Source organism: Burkholderia sp. AU17457 (genome assembly GCF_002223255.1).
Taxonomy (GTDB): domain Bacteria; phylum Pseudomonadota; class Gammaproteobacteria; order Burkholderiales; family Burkholderiaceae; genus Burkholderia; species Burkholderia sola.
Genome location: NZ_NKFB01000008.1, coordinates 205,460 through 222,651, shown reverse-complemented (window position 1 = coordinate 222,651; position 17,192 = coordinate 205,460). Strand labels below are relative to the sequence as shown.

10 protein-coding genes are annotated in these 17,192 nt (G+C 66.2%); all 10 read right to left on the bottom strand.

The features are described from left to right. Positions 1-98 precede the first annotated feature (98 nt). Positions 99-1,472 carry an exopolysaccharide Pel transporter PelG gene (gene pelG, locus CFB49_RS30945; RefSeq protein ID WP_069619548.1) on the bottom strand — a complete coding sequence of 458 codons (1,374 nt, stop codon included), beginning with the start codon at positions 1,470-1,472 and terminating at the stop codon, positions 99-101. Then, positions 1,472-3,118: a GT4 family glycosyltransferase PelF gene (gene pelF / locus CFB49_RS30940; RefSeq protein ID WP_089493279.1), complete on the bottom strand. Its 1,647-nt coding sequence runs from the start codon at positions 3,116-3,118 to the stop codon at positions 1,472-1,474. The genes pelG and pelF overlap by 1 nt, the downstream gene beginning before the upstream one ends. After that, positions 3,115-4,149 (bottom strand): hypothetical protein, encoded by a 1,035-nt coding sequence (locus tag CFB49_RS30935; protein WP_089493710.1) that lies wholly within the window; start codon positions 4,147-4,149, stop codon positions 3,115-3,117. Before CFB49_RS30935 ends, pelF begins: the two co-directional genes overlap by 4 nt. A 52-nt stretch (positions 4,150-4,201) precedes the next feature. Further along, a complete protein-coding gene (locus CFB49_RS30930) occupies positions 4,202-5,662 on the bottom strand; it encodes a PelD GGDEF domain-containing protein (protein ID WP_089493278.1) in 1,461 nt (486 codons plus the stop codon). Between the two features lie 34 nt (positions 5,663-5,696). Continuing rightward, entirely contained in the window at positions 5,697-6,194 is a 498-nt protein-coding gene (locus CFB49_RS30925; protein ID WP_084044344.1) for a penicillin-binding protein activator LpoB, read from the bottom strand. A 171-nt stretch (positions 6,195-6,365) separates the two neighbouring features. Beyond that, entirely contained in the window at positions 6,366-10,439 is a 4,074-nt protein-coding gene (locus CFB49_RS30920) for a tetratricopeptide repeat protein (RefSeq protein WP_306427001.1), read from the bottom strand. A 49-nt stretch (positions 10,440-10,488) separates the two neighbouring features. Continuing rightward, positions 10,489-13,272 carry a sugar ABC transporter gene (locus CFB49_RS36980; protein WP_249190627.1) on the bottom strand — a complete coding sequence of 928 codons (2,784 nt, stop codon included), beginning with the start codon at positions 13,270-13,272 and terminating at the stop codon, positions 10,489-10,491. A gap of 196 nt (positions 13,273-13,468) precedes the next feature. Then, positions 13,469-13,825 (bottom strand): hypothetical protein, encoded by a 357-nt coding sequence (locus CFB49_RS30915; RefSeq protein ID WP_089493277.1) that lies wholly within the window; start codon positions 13,823-13,825, stop codon positions 13,469-13,471. Positions 13,826-14,358: 533 nt separating this feature from the next. After that, positions 14,359-15,444 (bottom strand): Rieske 2Fe-2S domain-containing protein, encoded by a 1,086-nt coding sequence (locus CFB49_RS30910; RefSeq protein ID WP_034175623.1) that lies wholly within the window; start codon positions 15,442-15,444, stop codon positions 14,359-14,361. 24 nt (positions 15,445-15,468) lie between these two features. Next, positions 15,469-17,169 (bottom strand): NAD(P)/FAD-dependent oxidoreductase, encoded by a 1,701-nt coding sequence (locus CFB49_RS30905; protein ID WP_089493276.1) that lies wholly within the window; start codon positions 17,167-17,169, stop codon positions 15,469-15,471. Positions 17,170-17,192 lie beyond the last annotated feature (23 nt).

The window sequence follows — 17,192 nt, the reverse complement described above, 5'->3', positions numbered from 1 at the left end:
GCGCCCAAGATGACGACTGTGATGGCAGCCACGGACGATGCCGCTGCCAACGTCGGCCGCCTGCGCGACCGACGGATTCGGAATGAAAACATATCCCCTCAATGACGCAACATATAGGTTTCGTATTCGAGGCGGCCGAACTTGCGGTCGAGCAACAGCACCGCCGCGACATCGAGAATGAGCAGCGCAAGCGCGAAGCCGTAGCCGTATGCATCCGGCGTCATCCATAGCGTAATGCCGGTCAGCACGCCGTTGAGCACGACGAAAGCCGCCGACAGCGCCACGACCAGCCGACGCGCGTCGAGATAGAAGAACACGTTCAGCAAACCCAACAGCAGCACCTGCAGACTCGCGGCGATCACGTCGACGAGCAGAAGCGGAAGGTACAGCGTCGAAATATTCAGGGCCGCCAGCAGCCAGTGACCGAATGCGACGATCAGCACCAGCACGGCGGCCTGCACCTTGATGATTTCATACAGCCCGGTGCGCACGCTGCCGACCATCATGTCGCGCATGTCGTTGATGTGCCGCAGCGTTGCTCCACTGCGCACGGCTTCGTAGAACGCATCGTAATACTCGACAAAATCCGCCTCGATGCGTACCAGGAACGTCGCCATCCCGGGCATCACGCAAACGTACGCGATGAACACGGGAATGTCGTAGATCACCGATGCATGCAACGGGCCGATCACCTGCGCCCCCGTGCCCGGCGCATACCAGAACATGAATTTGTCGAGCCATACGCCGAGATTGAACAGCAGTCCGACGAGCGCGAGCGTCGGATACGCGAAGCGCCGGTCGAGCAAGTCGAACGACACGAAGCGATCGCTGCGGTAGTTTCGGTAGATCAACCCCGAAAGCCCGGCAAACAAGACGAGATGCCCGGCGACGAAACCGCCGAGCAGGCCGCAGATGCCCTGCCGGTTCAGCATCAGCGCGAACGCGACCGTGCAGCCATAGCCGACCAGGAACACCGCAAGAATCTGCCGGTACTGTTTCACGCTGGACAAAAAGATCACCGCGATCCAGATGTTGCTGACGATGACGAATCCCACGACCATCAGCAGCCGATACAGCAGCGGCTCACCGCGAAATCCCGCCGCCACCGCGATGAAGCCGACGCATCCCGATGCCGCCGTGGCAATGAGCGCCACGCCGTTATAGTTCGACAGCACGAGATCGTCGCGCTTTTCGAACACCCGGTCGGAGATGAAGCGCGTGAACGACAATTGCAGCGGCCCGGTCAGAATCAGACTGCACGCGATCAGGTAAGTCACCGACACTTGAAACTGGACGATCGCATATTTTGGTATCACGAACGCGACGCTCATCACGCCAATGATCAGGATCCCAAATATCGAAAGAATCAGCGGCCCGGAGCTGATCAGCCCCGCATACGCGTATGCGCGCGCGACGCCGAAGAGGGTTTGTTGCCGCAGGATCTTGCGCAATTCGAAGCCAATGCCGGCCATCAGCGGCCCTCCTTGCTCGAGCCGGATGCAGCCACGCCCGCCCGTGCACGGTGCACCGGGCAGCCGGCTTCGAACGGCTGCCCGCGACGCATCCGGTCGGGAGCGATCGCGAGCGCATCGTACAACGCCCGATACCGGTCGATCATCTGTGCACGCGTGTAGAAGCGCCGGACACGGGAGAGACCGGCTTGCTGTGCGGCCTGCCAGCGCTGCGCGTCGCCGAGCAGGTCGAGCGCCGCCTGCGCGAACGCGGCAGGATTCGCGATCGGCACGACCGCGCCGGCGGCCCCGAACGCGCGGTCGTCCTCTTCGAGCCCTTCGATCAGTTGCCGGCAAGACCCGACATCGGTGGTAATCGACGGCACGCCGGCCGCGAAGCCTTCGAGCACGACGAGCGGAAGCGCCTCGCTGATCGACGTCAGCGCGATCACGTCGACTTTCGGCAAAATGTCGTGAATCCGCTGGAAGCCGAGAAAGCGCACCGTCGTCGCGAGCCCGAGGCTCTGCGCGAGCGCCCGGCATTCCAGCGCATAGGCGGGATCCTCTTCTTCCGGCCCGACGATCCAGCCTTCGATTTCCGGCATCGTCCGCGATGCGATGAACATCGCGCGGACGAATGTCTTGATGTCCTTGATCGGCACCACACGGCCGATCAGCGCGACGACGCGGCGCGGGCCGCCGGCCCGCTTGTCCAGCAGCGGCGCGAAGCCGTCCACGTCGACGCCGTTCGGAATGTTGCGCGTCCGGGCGGCATCGGCGCCGTCGGCAATCTGACGGTGCCGATTGGCCTCGTAGAGCGCGACGATCTCGTCGGCCGCGTCGTAGGCGAGCTTGCCGAGTGCTTCGAAGAAACGCACCCACAGCGCGCGGAAATAGCTGATCGTCGATACGTCCCGCTCGAACGCGCCCCGGTTGTCGCGGATCCACTCGCTTTGCAGCAGATCGATCTTGCGTTCCTTGGTATAGATACCGTGCTCGGAAACGAGCAGCGGCCGGCCCGTGCGGTAATGCAACAGCGCACCGAGAAAGCCCGCATAACCCGTCGATACGGTGTGATAGACGCGCGCCGGCGGCAGTCCGCGTGCGATCCGCGCAAGCTGCCACAGCGGCTTGTGCATGATCCGCACCGTCCAGAAGTAGTCGGTGAAGGAAGGGTCGGTGCAATAGCGATGATAACGCTCGACGATGAAGTCCCACGCCGCGCGGCTGGTGGAAAACTGCCGCTCGTTCAGCGGTCCGTCGTCGTCGATCAGTTGGACGAGATCGGCCATCAGCGCAGCCGGGTTCGCCGCGGCACCGTCCGTGTCCTGCCCGCGCCACGCATCGTGCAGCGCAGCCGAACGCTTGAACGCTTCGGGGTTGCCGGGAATCTCCCGTGCGCTGCCCGCATCGGCAGGCACGTCGCCATACAGATAATGGGACTCGAAGTGGACGACGTTGTCGGGCAATGCGTACGCGGCGCCATGATAGTCGTCTTCCCGGCTGCCGATGAACACGATCGCGAAGTGCTTGAGCGGGTATGCACGAATCATCTCGTTGACCCAGCTCGATACGCCGCCTCGGACATACGGGAACGTGCCTTCGAGCAGCAGGCAGACGTCGATCGCGGTCGACGGACCGGCACGGCGGTGAATGGACGGTTTCATGACGACCAGTAACTTACGACGGGATTGAGAACGGGCAGCGCGGCGGCGTTGCCGAGCGACGCGAGCAGCTCGGCCGTGCGCGAATACTCGCCGCGCAGGAATGCGGCCTCGGCCAGCCACGGCACGAGACGCTCGCGCGGAAAGCCCCATTCGAGCGCACGGCTCATGTATTGCATGGCCGCGTCCGCGTCGCCGGTCGCGAGTGCGAGGCGGCCGCGAACGAGCCACATCGCCGCGTCGCCTTCATCGATTGCGAGCGCGGCCTGCGCGTGGCGGTCGGCCTGTTCGCGCGTGTGCCCGTGCACCGCACCGAGCACGAGATTTTGATAGACCAGCTCGAAGTACAGCTCGGCAAGCCGGCGGTGGGTCGCCTGGCGCGTTGCGTCGTCGTGGGCGGCGTCGAGCGTCTGCTGCGCGTGGAAGATGTTCTGCGCGATCTCGTTCTCGGCGCGGTCGAGCGTGCCGTATGCGATGAGCCGCACGTCTTCGAGAGGATCGGCGAGCAGATCGCGCAGCAGCGTGCCGGTCGTGCGCGTCGGCATGCTCTGGATCGCAACGAGCGCGGAGAGACGATCCGACGCGGCCACCCGGGTATTCACGAGACGCGCCTGCAGACGCGCGCCGCCGCCGTGCGAGACGCGCGACACGAGATAGGTGACGAACTCGGGCAAAGGCACGTCGGCGTATGCGTCGTCGCCCTGCTTCGCGGGCCAGCAAGCCGCCCACGCACAGCTGGCCAGCACGACGAGGCCGCCGCCGACAGGCACGAACGTACAGGCGAGCCAGAGCGCCGCGAGCGTCCCGTTGCGTGGGGTTCGGTAACGTTGCGGCAGCAACTGCCGGTACAGCACCGCCTGCGCCGCGCCGCCCACCACCATCGCGCCGAACACGGGCCACAGGGGGGCGACCGGCGGTGCGGAAACGGGTATCGCCGCCCCGGCCTGGGCGAGCCCGCCGAACCGCGCGAGCACGGCATACTGCAGCGCCGCGACGATCGCAATGCCGACGGACGACGCGAGTGCGGCCAGCATCGACGCCGGGGGCACCCGTAACGCGCTGGGGGCCCACGAACCGGATCGCAGCCTATACATGGATGCCGCTTCCCTTCAGCAGGCGTTGCAATGCCGGCCCCGGTTCGAGGCTGCCCAGATGCAACGTATGCACGCCGATGCGCGCGCCTTCGAGATCGAGACCGAACTGCGCATCGAGGCTCGCCTCGACGCGTGCGAGATAGCCGTCGACGCCGGCCGTATCGGTCGCCGGCATCAGGTTCACGAGCACCGATTGCGTCGGCGTCTTCAACGGCCAGATGAGATCGAGCGAACGGCGCCCGCGCATCACGTGCTCGAACAGCGAATCGTCCGCCTCGTCGTGCTGGAACACGAGCGCGACCGCCGACGACGCGATCCCCGACTCGCGCTGCAGGCGCGTCAGACGCGCGACGTCGAGCGCGAATTCGTACGGGCACGCCGGTACTGCCGCCACCACGTCGCGCACGCACGCCGCATGCTCGACGCCGTCGGCGTAATAGCCGAGCAGCACCAGCAGCAGTTGCAGATTGTCGAAGTTCAGCGACAGAAACGGCATGCGCTTGATCGCGAGCAACGCGATCAGGCGGCCGTCGGCGCACACGACCGGCGCGGCGACCAGCAGCGCCGTATTCGGCGCGACGTCGCCGCTGCTTTTCGGATGGGCGATGCATTTCGTCTCGAGCGCGCGGGCCACGAGGCCGTCGCGCGGATCGAAATCGAATGCATCGCCGAGCCGCGCAACCGGTTCGCACACGATTGCGGGCGAGTTCGTCGCGCCTTCGACCGGATACAGCGCCGCCATCTCGATCTGACACGCCTGCGCGACGAATTCGAGCAGCGCGTGCGCACCGGGTAGCCGTACCGTGCTCGCCACGCCCTGCGGCGGCGCATCGAATCCGTGCGCGAGCGACAGACGGCGCAGTTCGGTGATCGAATCCCGCAGCGTGGTCGGCTTCGACAGCAGATCCTTTTCCAGCCGCTCGTGCGACAGACGCATCAGGTAGTGGCTCTTCGTGATCGCGACGAGCCGGTCGTTCAGATAGTCGTTGAGCGCGTTCGCCCGAGTTGCGCGAGCGCCCCACGTGTCGCCGAAATGGCCGACGACGATCGTCTGCAGCAACCCGCCGGCGAAGCGCTGCAGCGGCCACGCTTCGCCGGCGGCGGCAGGATGCAGGTGGGCGACGCATTGCCATGCGCCGATCATCAACGCGTTCGCAAGCAACCCGAGCAGCGTCCCGTAACGCAGCGCGACGATGAGCGGGCCGAACCACAGCCACGGAAAGTCCGCATGCAGCAGCAGCGGATCGTTCCGGTCGAAGTGCCACGCAAGCGCGAGCACGATCAGCATGAACACGATCGTTTCCACGACCGAAATCGGCCGTGCAGCGGCAGGCGCGACGAGACGGCGTACCGTACTCAGGTGCCCGAACGGATTCGCCTGACGCGATCGAGGCGACGCCGGTGCAGGGCCGCTCCCGCCGTGAGGGTTGCCGGTAGCGTTCGCGGCGCTCATGGTCGTCTCCCGGTCCAGTCGTGTCGAGCGCGCATCACGAGCGCGGCCGCAGCGGCGCGAGCAGGCGGCCGACCAGTGCATTCGCGACGCTCGACAGGCTCGAACGGCTCCAGCCGCTGCGCGTACCCGCCGCGCTCCAGACGACCCGGCCCGACTCGACGTCGACGAGTTCGAAGGTCAGGCCCGCGACCGGCTCGCCGTCGACGCCCACCTTGTAGCGCCACTCCTCGACGGCGCCGGCCAGCACGTACTTCACGTGATGCTCGCGCGCCCACGCGAGCCGACGCTCGCCCGTGTCGCGCTGCGCGGTGTCGAACATCGCGTTGCCGTCTCCGTCGACCGGCGCGAGACGCACGTCGGCCAGCCCGTTCGCGCGCAATATGGTCGCCGCGAGCGCCGCGGCGCTCCCGCCCGCTGCGGGCGTTTCGGTGAAGTTCGCAATCGGTGCGATCGCCACCGCATCGCTGGCCGCGAGCGTCGGCGCCGCGGTCTGTCGCATCGAGCCGCAGCCCGCGAGCACCGCCGCCGACATCGCGATCGCCGCGCCCCAGCGGACGAGCCGGGCTGCCTCCGCGCAGCGCAACCATCCGGACCGTACAGCCGCTTCGTTCATCTCGTTCATCGAACCACTCCCTACTCACTTCGTTGTATGCATCATCGTGTGCGTCGTTCCGTTCGCGCCGCACAACGATGGAAACCGGAATCAATAAAACCAGCGGTATTGCGCGCCGACCACCGTCACAGGCGTACCGAGGCGTGAGACACGCTGGTGCTGGATGAACAATGCGGCATGATCCCCGCCGAACACCGAACCCGCCATGCCGGCATCGATGGCCGCTCCGCCGCCCTGGATCGAATCGTGCACGACACCGACCTCGAGAAACGGCCGCCACCGATGCGTGTACCGTTCGCGCAGATCGGTCCCGAACCCCGCGAACAATCCGTATTGCGTGTACGTGGCCGGCATGAAATTTCCTGCGGAGGCCGACCGGCTCGCGGCAGGCAGAAGCGACGAAATCAGCGCGTCCGCCCGCCCCCCCGCACCATAATCGCCGTGCGTGCCGACGACGCGGATCGTATAGTCCGGGTACGCCGTACGAATTCGGTAGCTCACCTGCGCGGTCGACAGCACGCCGCTCCCGAGATAGGTGCGCGCCTGGCTGTAGAAGCGGTCCATCTCGACACTGCCGGACACCGTCACGCGTTCGTTCGCCTGCCAGCTTCCATCGGCGATCAGGTTGTCCTTCATCCCGCCGATGCGCAACGTCGGCAGCTCGTCGGCGACCTGATCGCGGCCCGCACGCATGCCGAACTGCAGCGGTCCGTTGCGTCCGAATTCCACGCCCAGTCCGATCGTATAGAAGGCGTCGAGTCCTTCGCGGCGGCCCGCCCTCATCGTGAACGCATCGTCGCGCGTCTGCCACCTGGCATGGAAGATCAGCGAGCGGTCCGCCGACGGCACGTTGACCAGTTGCGACGCGTCCGTCGATCGCTGGAGGTCCAGCGTGGCGGTCATGCCGATCAGGTAATGCCCGGCGATCTTGCGGCTTGCCGCGATTGTCTGCTCGCTGTAATCGAGCGGACGTTCGGCGTAGGTCGTCATGCTCGCGTCGAGCGACTGCGGCCACGCGAGCGCGGTTTCGACGAGACGCCGATGCATTTCGCAGTCGTCGGGCGCGCCATCGAGGCCGTCGAACGCGAGCGCTTGTGCTTGCCCCGGACGATCGACAGCTACGGCCGCATCGATCCGGTCGTAGCGCGGCAAGCGCACACCCTGATCGAGCAGACGCTCCATCGTTCCGATGTCGCCGTCGGCAAGCGCGACGGTCAATTGCGCGGACGCCGGCCGCGCGAACAGGTTTGCCGCCTGCAACGCGAGCCACCGCTTCGCAAGCGGATTCGCCTCGTGCGACAGCGCCCACGTAATCGCCACCTCCTGCGCGACTGCCGCGTACGCACGGCGATCTTTTTCCAGCATGTCGTGCATCGATTTCGTACTACCCCGCGCCGACGACTCGAGCGGCGAAAGACCGCGTGCGTCGCCGAGCAAGGTACGGCGCTCGCTGACGAAATCGGCAGTCGCCGAGCCGTCCTTCAGCAGTGCGTCGAGCAGCGCGACCGCGTGGTCGGCGCTCGAATATTGCGCGGCCAGATCGACGCCGCGGCTACGCAGTTCCAGGCGCGTCTCGATGTCCTGCGATGTACGCGCCGGAACACCGCGTTGCACGGGTTGTGCGTCTTGCGGCTCCTGCGTCGTCCGTCGCGGCAGCGAGGACGGTGCATCCCGTTCCTGCGGCGTCTGCCGCGCCTGCGTCCGGCCAAATGCGCCGATCTGCAGCCACACCTTGCGACGAATCGACCACGCGAGATCCGGACGCCCCGCCATTTCCTGCGCATCGGCGTACGTGAGCAGCCACAGCGGATCGTGCGACATCATCACGGCCTGACGGCGCAGATATTCGAGCGCATCGACGGGCCGGTTCAGGCGGAGTTCGGCCGCGGCATACGGCCCCCACAGCGGCGCGTCAGCCGAAGCCTTGTTGCGCCAGCGGTTGAGCGCCGCGCGCAACTCGGCATCCGTGCCGTAATCGACCAGCGTCCACAATAGCGCCGCATTCAGATCCGCCGATGCGCCCGGCAGATCGACCGCATGCCGCAGATCGCGCAACGCATCGAGCGGACGGCCGGCTTGCCGCTCGTACTCGGCGCGGACGCCGAGAAAACCCGGCGACGCCTCGGCTGCCTCGCGCTCCTGCGGCGTGAGGCTCGCGAGCAGCGCGTCGATGCGCTCCATCGCGCCGGCCGCGGTGTAGTAGTAGACCGCCTGCTGCAGCGCGCGCACGGTATGGTCGCGCCGGTAGCGGAGCGCCGAGATGCGGCCGGCGTCGATCGGGTACGCATCGTAGAAGTACGACATGTCGGCCAGATCGTCGGGTGTCGCCGCATCGCTCGCCAGCAGGTGACGATACGCGTCGTGCGCCGCGTCGTCGCGTTGCAGCAGGCGCGCCAGTTCGCCGTAGTTGCGCCAGAACGCCACTTCGCCGTCCTGCGCGTAACGGCTCGCGTTCGTCATTGCATCGAGTGCGCCCGCGTAGTCTCCGTCGCGATACAGAACATTGGCGGTGTGCAGCGCGTAGCGCGGATTGCGCGGCTCGCGCCGTTGCAGCCGACGGTAAATCACGAGCGCCTCGTCGTCGTGGCCGGCGCGTTCCGCGAGCGCACCGGCGCGTTCGTCGAGCGCGTTCGCTTCACGGCCGTGCGGCAGACCGTCGAGGAACGCGATCGCGTCGTCCGGCCGCCCGAGGCGCTCATACGTCGCCGTGATGGAATCGACGAGCTTGAGATCGTCGGGCGTCGCCCGTGCCGCCTGCAGCAAAGCGGCCAGGTAGGCGTCGTCGTCGTCCAGCATCGGGGCGATGCGCCGAACGTTCCGCCAGCCGACGGGGTCGCCGGTTTGTCGCGCATAGTCGAGCCAGGATTTCAGCGCGAGCTGCGACGACCCGTTCCATTCGGCCACCTGCGCCAGGCGCTTGCGCCACAGCGCCGAATGCGATTCCTTGGCGAGCTGCGCGAGCGCGACCTTCTGCGCATTGGCGGGATCGGCGGACTCCAGGAACGACTGATAGAGGAGATCGGCAATGTCCGCCCCATCGGCAGCCGGCGGCGACGGAAGTTGCACAGCTGCCGCATGCTTCGATACCTGCGTCGCGACGGCGAGGCGCATCATTGCGTCGCGTCGTCGCAGCGCGACCTTCACGATATGCACCCGCGGTTGCGTCCGTGCGGTGACTTGCGCTTGCGCCGCATCGATGAACAGGCCGTGGCCGCCCCGGCCTGCCCGGAGCTGCAGCGCGACGCTACCGCGACGTGCGCGGCCCCATACCATCGGACCGTCCAGATACGCGTACGTCTGCGGCGTCGAACCCGACCAGTGAACCGCCGGCACGGCGAGCACGCGGCCCGCGCGCCTGCTCCGATAGGCAATCCCGCCGATTCCTGCGCGCCGCGCCAACGCCTTCGCATACCGCTCGATCAGGTCCGGCCGCTGCGCTGCCCGTGCGAGATCGAGCAACGCAACGAGCGTCGGCTGATCGTCGATGAACGCGTCGTTCTGGCGCTGCGCAACCGCGATTGCATCGGCGGTCAGATTGCCGGCCTGCAGCACACGAATGCCCGCGATGAAGCAGCGTCGCCGCGCGCCGAGCGTCGTCGCGTTCTGCTGACGCCGGAACCAGCTGTCGGCCGCCTCCTTGTAGTCGCCGATCTGCAGCGCGTAGCGCGACACGTATCCGTCCCACGTATCGCGATGTGCGGTGTCGCGCCGCGCGAGGCGCACATAGAAACGCAGCGCGAGCGCGGGGGCACCGACCGATGCCGCGGATTGCGCGAACCATTCGAGATCGCGATCGGACCAGTCGAGCGCGGCTGCGTCGGAGAGCTGCAGACGCAGTGCGGCAAGCGCAGCGGAACGGCGCGGATCGTCGGCCCGCATCTCGTTCGTGCGTTGCTGCGCGATCGCGAGCCGCAGCTTCATCGCGGCCTGCCGCAGTGGCGGGGAAGCCGCCTCGTCCATTCGTTGAACGACCCGCCCCGCATCCGCGAGCCGGCCCAGCGACACATATTGCTCACCGAGCATCGCCAGTAGCACTTCGTCGCGCGGCCGCACTTTCACCCATGCTTCGAGATACGCCGCGCTCAGATCGCTCGGGCCGCCAACCGCGGCCATCCGCTCACGCAACCCGTCATGTGGTGCAACCGCATAGCCAGCCAGCAGCACGACGCCTGCCAGCACCAGCACGAGCCATGGCGGCGCGATACGCGGGCGATTACCGGTCACACGCGATCTCGACCGGCTGGTAGCGCATCGGCTGACGGACGTCGGCCGCCGTTTCGAAACGAAGCGCCGTTCCGTCGCGCCGAGCGTCGATCGGTCGGCCCGCGATGCGCACACGGCACCGCTGCGCGTCGGCGAGCTCGACGAACGGCTGGTAGTAGCCGCCGAACTCGAACGACATCCCGTCGGCGGTTCGATGGAAGTTCCGGACGAATCCGTTCGCTTGCGCGATGTACGGTGTCCTGCCCGGGCCATGCGGTTGAACTCCGCCGCGCAATCCGTTCTCCGTGTCGCGCTCGAACACGACACGTGCGGCGCCGTCGGCAATATGGATATAGAGGCCGTCCGGGCCGGGCGCATAACCGGTCACGCCCTGCGACGCACGCAGGTCGGGCACGTCGTTGCGCGGCCAGTGCAATTCGCGCACGTCGCCGTTGCCGCGCACGACCCATGCGCCGCCGGCCATTTCGCGCGCGACCGCGAAACCGCGCCAGTCCAGCACCTTGTGCGTGTAATCGGTGATGTAGACAGGCAGCACGGGCTGCTTCAGCACGGTCGAGTAGATCTGGTCCAGCGCGCGCAGCGACGCGAGCTTCGTGCCGCTGTACATGTGGTAGTACACGTCGATCGGTTTGAAGCGATGCGGATGCTCCGTCATGTCGTAGGTTTCGAGTACCTGCGTGAAACCATAAAACGGGCCCTGCCAGTCGTTCGTGTAAACGTTCTCGTCCTGGTTCGGCGCGTATACCTGGTACGCGCCCGGCCCCTTGTCGACGCCGAGCGGCGCAATATGGGTCCAGCTGTTCACCGACTTGCGAATGATCGTGTCGCCGCCGTTGATGTTCTGGACGCCGGCCGCATAGGCCTTGCGCACGGCGACCGCGGGCGGCTCGCAGTCGCCCGGCCATTGCAGCACTTCGGTACGTTTGCCCGGCGGCGCGAGGCGCGAATCGATGTAGGCGATCGAGCCGGCGATCTCGCGGTCGAGATCGAACGTGTAGCCCGGGATATCCAGCGAGAACGCCGTGTCGCCGCCGTTGCCGCGCTCGACGTTGTTCCGGTGGTCGACGCGTGCGCCCGTCGTCGCATCGAGGTCGGCCATCTGGAACGGATGCGAATAGGTATGCGAGCCGATCTGCACCCACGGCAGCGCGAACATCTGCCGCGCGAGCGCCTCGAGGCGCGGCGACAGTTTCGGATACAGGCCGGTCGGCCCTACTTCGCCTTCGATGACCGACAACGTCATCGGCACCTTGTAGCGCGTGAAGATACGTCGATAGAGCGCGTCTCCCGAATAATCCGCACCGGGGAATTCCGCGCGCGACGCATAGCCGTCGCCGTCGACGTGCGTCATGAACAGGCGCCGGCCGTTCTCGGTCGTGACGCTCGGCGATGGCATCCGCACGAGACGCAACGCGTCGGTCACGAACGAGATCGGCTGAATCGCCCAACGCGTCTGCCCGATGCCGTTCAGCGAAACGACCGTGTACGGACTCAGCGTATAGCCGCCCCACGGCGTGATCGCGGCCGCGTCGACGTTCGTGCCTGCCGCCGCAAGCCGCAACAGCACACGGCTGTGCGATCCGACGCGCATCCCGACGAGATCGCGCGCATCCGGCCTCGGATCGATCTCGAAGTCCATCATCGGATCGCGCGTCACGACGCTGAGCGGCGCCCTGAACGGGCCGGGCACCGGCTGCAGATCGAGTGCCGCGCCCTCTTCCTGCGCGGCGTCGAAGCCGAACTGTCCCATGAACGCCACCGGCACGTGATCCGCGATGCGCGCATCGATCCAGCGCCGCCATCTCGCAGGATCGGCGGGCTCCGCGCCTTCGATCCAGGCGACGACGCCCGCGTAACGGTCCGGTGTGATATCGGTCGGCAGCGGTGCGTCGAGATCCGCGTATTCGACGTCGTAGCCAAGATAATTGAGCGGCATCGCGAGGTCGCGCACGCCACGCGTTTCGTCCACTGGCGTATCGGCGTCGCGGTTCTGTACGATCAGCACCTTGCGCGGCAGCACTTCGATCGCACCGATGCCGACGACGTCACGGCCCGCGTCCGTCACGTACGGCGTCACGCCGGTCGCGACGACCTGGGCGGCCGTCGCGCGGGCACATGCCCGGTCGGTGCGCTCGCAGATCTCGAGCGACAACACCGGCACGTGCGTCTCACGCATGAAAATCCGCGCCGTGTCGACGCGCGCAGTGCGGTCTGCGGCGGCGACGTCGCGTACCGCACGCATGTCGTCGCCGTCCATGAAACCGCGCACCAGCGGCGGACCGAGCACCGCGTAAAGCACGTTCGCATGCGGTTGCGCCGCGCGCAGCGCATCGTTGCCGCCGACGATCAGACGAGCGTCTGGATAAGCCGCATGAATTGCCTCGCTCGAGGCGATCGCCTCCGGCGTGTCGAGCAGGAAGCCGCGATAACCACGCGCCCACAACGGCTCGATGCGCTGCGAGACAAACGCCGCCGGCCCGAGTGCCGGGCCCGACGCGCCGTGCGGTACGCGTGCGACCCAAACGGTATGCGCGAGCGGGTGCGTCGCCGGATCGAAGCCCCGGGCGGGATCGAGCACTACGGCGTCGAACGCTTGCAGCAAGCCCTCGGGCGGCTGGGCACCGTCGAAAAACGCGACGTTTGCACGTGGCGCGGCCGGCGGGGATGGATGTTCCGGGGTATCGGCCGCCAGGGCGTGCAGCGAAGCGAACGCAAGCGCCGCGATGCACAGGGTCGCGGCAACGCTGCCGCGGACAGCAAGCACGGAAGCCATGCCCGCTCTGGGTTGATGATTCAATTCGTGTCGTTCCGGACGTCAAGCAATGCCGGCGCACGCCGCCCCGGCACAGGTAAGATCTAACGGATGGTGTCTACAGTCGGGAAACGTCCCCACATGCGCACGGGACCGTCGCGCCCGATCGGCGCACGCGCATGCAGCAACCACGATGCAGGGGAGGTCGTTTGCGCACTCATCGTTTGCCGGCGCCCATGCCTGCTGCGGCCCGCATCAGCGATACGCGCCATCCCAAGCGCGTGGCGACGCTGAAACCGGCGGCCCTGTCGGCAGCCAGTACGAGGGCGGCTTGAAGTGCGCCCATGCCGTGTATGTCCGCGCAATATTCGAGGCGATCCGTGCTCTCGGTCTTCGCCCCGGAGGGCAGCATCTCGCCTCGATAGACGACGAAAAAACAGCACGTGACGACCCACACACACAAGACCCGCACCGCAAATGGCTGCACGCGCAGCGCATTGCCGCCATCGACCGCGGAAGAGCCGATGGAACCGGCGACCAGCATCAACCCGGATGCTTTTTCCGACTTGGCCATACTTATTATTTCCCCGTTTGTTCTTCTTTTTAAAATTACCATGCCCAATGGTGAATTTTATGTTCTTACATAAATTTATGTTTTGATGCGACATCGTAAAGATGACGAAGGCATTTCGACGGAATTCGCCGCGTGACGGGATAACGCCATCGCCCAATCCAACCAGAGCCATTCAGCGAGATCGAGATCACTGGCGGAGTTTTCGAATTGTCCCGATCCAAGATGACCTGCGTATGGCATTTGCCTGCTTCGATACGTCGCCGACGGCGCGACGCGCACCATGGCCGCACACGTTTGCGCCGTCGCACTGCCGTGGATACCGATTGCTCTGAATATCGAATTCAATTGCCGTACAGCGTGCCTTTAACCGGAATTTACCCACGCCGCAGCGCATGCGGTTGGCGTGCCTACCCGCAGGCACGCCCGCTTCGCTTCGATCGATACAATCGCCGCCGGGTGCGACCCGACAATCTTGTCATCGCGTATCAGGCATATCGATGTCGCCAGCAATCCTCGGCATCGCCGCGGCACCGCTATCGGCCGACGCGGTCGACCCACCCCCGGTAGAACGCGCGGTACTTGAGCACGAGCTTGTCGTACTTGCTGTACGCGCCGCCGCCGTCCGGCTTCATCCCGTTCCAGATCTTGACGTCGTACCCCGCGGCCTGCCGGGTCTGGAGCCCGAACAGCACGTAGTCGGTCGCGCGGCGCAGGACGCCGCCCACCTTCCGGATCGAGATCAGCATGTGCATGACGTTCTTGCCGTCGCTCACCGGCGTCACGCACTGAAGCAGCTTGTACTTGACGTCTCCGTCCAGCGCGACGGTCATCACGCACCCGCCGGGGTAGCCGTCGAAGTGCAGGTTCATCTGCGACATGTTCAGGCCCAGCGCGCGCGACAGCATGCCGAGCGGCCCGAAGTACCGGTTCACGGTGAAGTCGATCCCGGCGCCGAACCACGCGCCCGCCCGCGCCAGCGACTCGACCTCCGGCCACGCGCGCCAATCGTCGAAGAGCTTGAGCTCGAAGGCCGAGACCGGCAGCGCGTGGACGGGCGTCGCGTGCTGCGCGTCGTAGAAGTTCTCGACGATCCGCAAGACCGCCGTCGTCGTCTCGAACGCGAAGTGCAGGTGCATGAAGTCGCCGTTGTCCACGTCGGCCGCGGCGATCTCGGGCAGCGGGTGCAGCGGCTGCGGCGAGCCGTACCAGACCCACACGTAACCGTATCGCTCCACGGTGACCCACGTCGGCTGGCGCGCCCCGCGCGGCACAGGCTCCAGCCGGTGCACCGCCGCGCTGTGGCCGGGAATATGCACGCACTGGCCGTGCTCGTCGTACCGCCAGTGGTGAAACGGGCACTGGATGCACCCATCCTTGATCTGCCCGTCGGCCAGGTTCGCGCCAAGATGCGCGCAGTGGCGGTCCATCACCACGGCCCGGCCCGTCGTGCCGCGCCACGCGACGCACGGGCGGCCGAAGAGCGTCAACGCGGTCGGCTTGTCCTTGAGGTCGTCCGAGCGCATCGCCACGTACCAGCTCGCGGCCACGCGCGTGGTCGCATCATACGCCGCCGACGGATGTTCGCTGGCACGCACTTGATTCAATTGAACGTCGTCTATCATTTTCGTTCCGGGGTCGGTCGACTACTTCAGCGCCAGGCCGATGCGGGTCGTGACGTACGCCCTGAGCAGCGCGAACATCGGGTTGTAGTCGAAGTACCGTTTCACCTCCGCCGGCGCGCTGGTCTGCGTCCAGTGCAGCAGCTTCATCGCCGGCAGCAGGCTGTACTTCGAGTTGTTGAGCTGCGGTTTGGCGCCGGTGATGCAGTACCCGAAGCCGAACATCGGCTTCGCGAATTCGCGTTCGTCGATGAGGGCGTGAATCCGCGCCGCGGCCTCCCCGGCAGGCTTCAGCCCCGCGCTCACGGCCTCGACCTCGGCTTTGGCGTCGTTGAACAACTGGTAGTACCCCTCCATGTCCGCGCACAGGTACCCGAGATACGGGGGATCGTCGTCGAGATGATCGAGGGCGCGCTCGTCGCGCGACGCGCGGAACCTCGCATGAGCTTGCACGAGCCGGAACTGTCCGAGGATCGTGCCGACCGCCCACAGCCTGTGGAACGCGTCCCACAGGCGGAAGTCCGAGAACGCCGTGTAGCAGCAGCTGACGAAGTCGTCGTTGTGGTCCAGCAGCTTCTGCTGCAGGCGCTCGATGTACTCGAAGCGCTCGGGGGAGAAGTCGTCGTCGCGCAGCGCCTTGATCAGGCGTGCCGCGAGTGCGTGGATGGTTACCGCGGTGTTCTCGAGCCCGCGGGAGAAAAGCGGATCGATGAACCCGTTCGCGTGCAGCATCAGGCAGTAGCGGTCGCCAACGCAGGCGCTCGACGAGAACTGCAGACGGTCGGTCTTGACCCAGTCGCGCACCGGCACGGCATCCCGGAACTGCGCCGCGATGCTCGGGAACCGCGCGAGGAATCCGTCGAATTCCTGCTGCGCGGAGATGTCCGTTTTCGGGTAGACGCGCGGGTCGAGCTGCAAGCCGACGCTCACCAGGTTGTTGGTCGATCGCGGGTGGTTGTTGAACGGGATCACCCAGAGCCAGCCGCCCTCGAACATGTGGTGCAGGGTCCCCTCGTGCCAGCGCCAGCGCTGCCCCTTGACCTTGAAGATGTCGTCGAACGGCTTGACCCCGAGCATGTGCGTGTAGAGGCTGCGCGAGTGCGTCTTGAAGCGGCACGGCTCTTCGCGCAGCCCGAACTTGGTCGCGAGCGGCGCACGCGGGCCGCCGCAGTCGATCATGTACCGGCCGGTGAAGCGTTCGCCCTGGGCGGTGGTCACCGCGACGCCGTCCTTGTCGGCGTGGTATTCGGTCACGCTCGTCTTCTGGCGAACCGTGCAGCCGTACTTGATGGCGGCTTGCAACAGGTACGCGTCGACGTCCTGCCGGTAATAGTGGCTCTCCGGCCCCCACGGCAGCTCGGGAATCACGCACTGCGTGAATTCCTTCGGGTCGTGTTCCTCGCCGGGCTTGTGGAACACGAAGCCGAAGTTGCGCTTGATTCCCGTGCTCGATGCGACGTAACGCTGCGTCGCATAGAACGACGTGATGTGGTCCAGCTCCGGAATGCCGTAGCGATCGGCGATGATGCGGTTCATCAGCGACGTCTCGGGGATCGACGATTCACCGATCGTGAAGCGCGGGTGCGACGATTCCTCGATGATCAACACGCGAAACCGTTGCTTGGCCAGGATGGCTCCCATCTGGGTGCCCGACATGCCCGAGCCGAGGATGATCACGTCGTAGTGGTTGTTGTCGCGCCCGTTCGCGGGGCTCTGCTGAGTCATGGGGCAAACTCTCCTGGTGAGAT

Bases quoted from the DNA above. Each gene is read 5' to 3' on its own strand.
- pelG (WP_069619548.1), bottom strand. From the start codon at position 1,472: ATGGCCGGCATTGGCTTCGAATTGCGCAAGATCCTGCGGCAACAAACC.
- pelF (WP_089493279.1), bottom strand. From the start codon at position 3,118: ATGAAACCGTCCATTCACCGCCGTGCCGGTCCGTCGACCGCGATCGAC.
- CFB49_RS30935 (WP_089493710.1), bottom strand. From the start codon at position 4,149: ATGCTGGCCGCACTCGCGTCGTCCGTCGGCATTGCGATCGTCGCGGCG.
- CFB49_RS30930 (WP_089493278.1), bottom strand. From the start codon at position 5,662: ATGAGCGCCGCGAACGCTACCGGCAACCCTCACGGCGGGAGCGGCCCT.
- CFB49_RS30925 (WP_084044344.1), bottom strand. From the start codon at position 6,194: ATGTCGGCGGCGGTGCTCGCGGGCTGCGGCTCGATGCGACAGACCGCG.
- CFB49_RS36980 (WP_249190627.1), bottom strand. From the start codon at position 13,272: ATGGCTTCCGTGCTTGCTGTCCGCGGCAGCGTTGCCGCGACCCTGTGC.
- CFB49_RS30915 (WP_089493277.1), bottom strand. From the start codon at position 13,825: ATGGCCAAGTCGGAAAAAGCATCCGGGTTGATGCTGGTCGCCGGTTCC.
- CFB49_RS30905 (WP_089493276.1), bottom strand. From the start codon at position 17,169: ATGACTCAGCAGAGCCCCGCGAACGGGCGCGACAACAACCACTACGAC.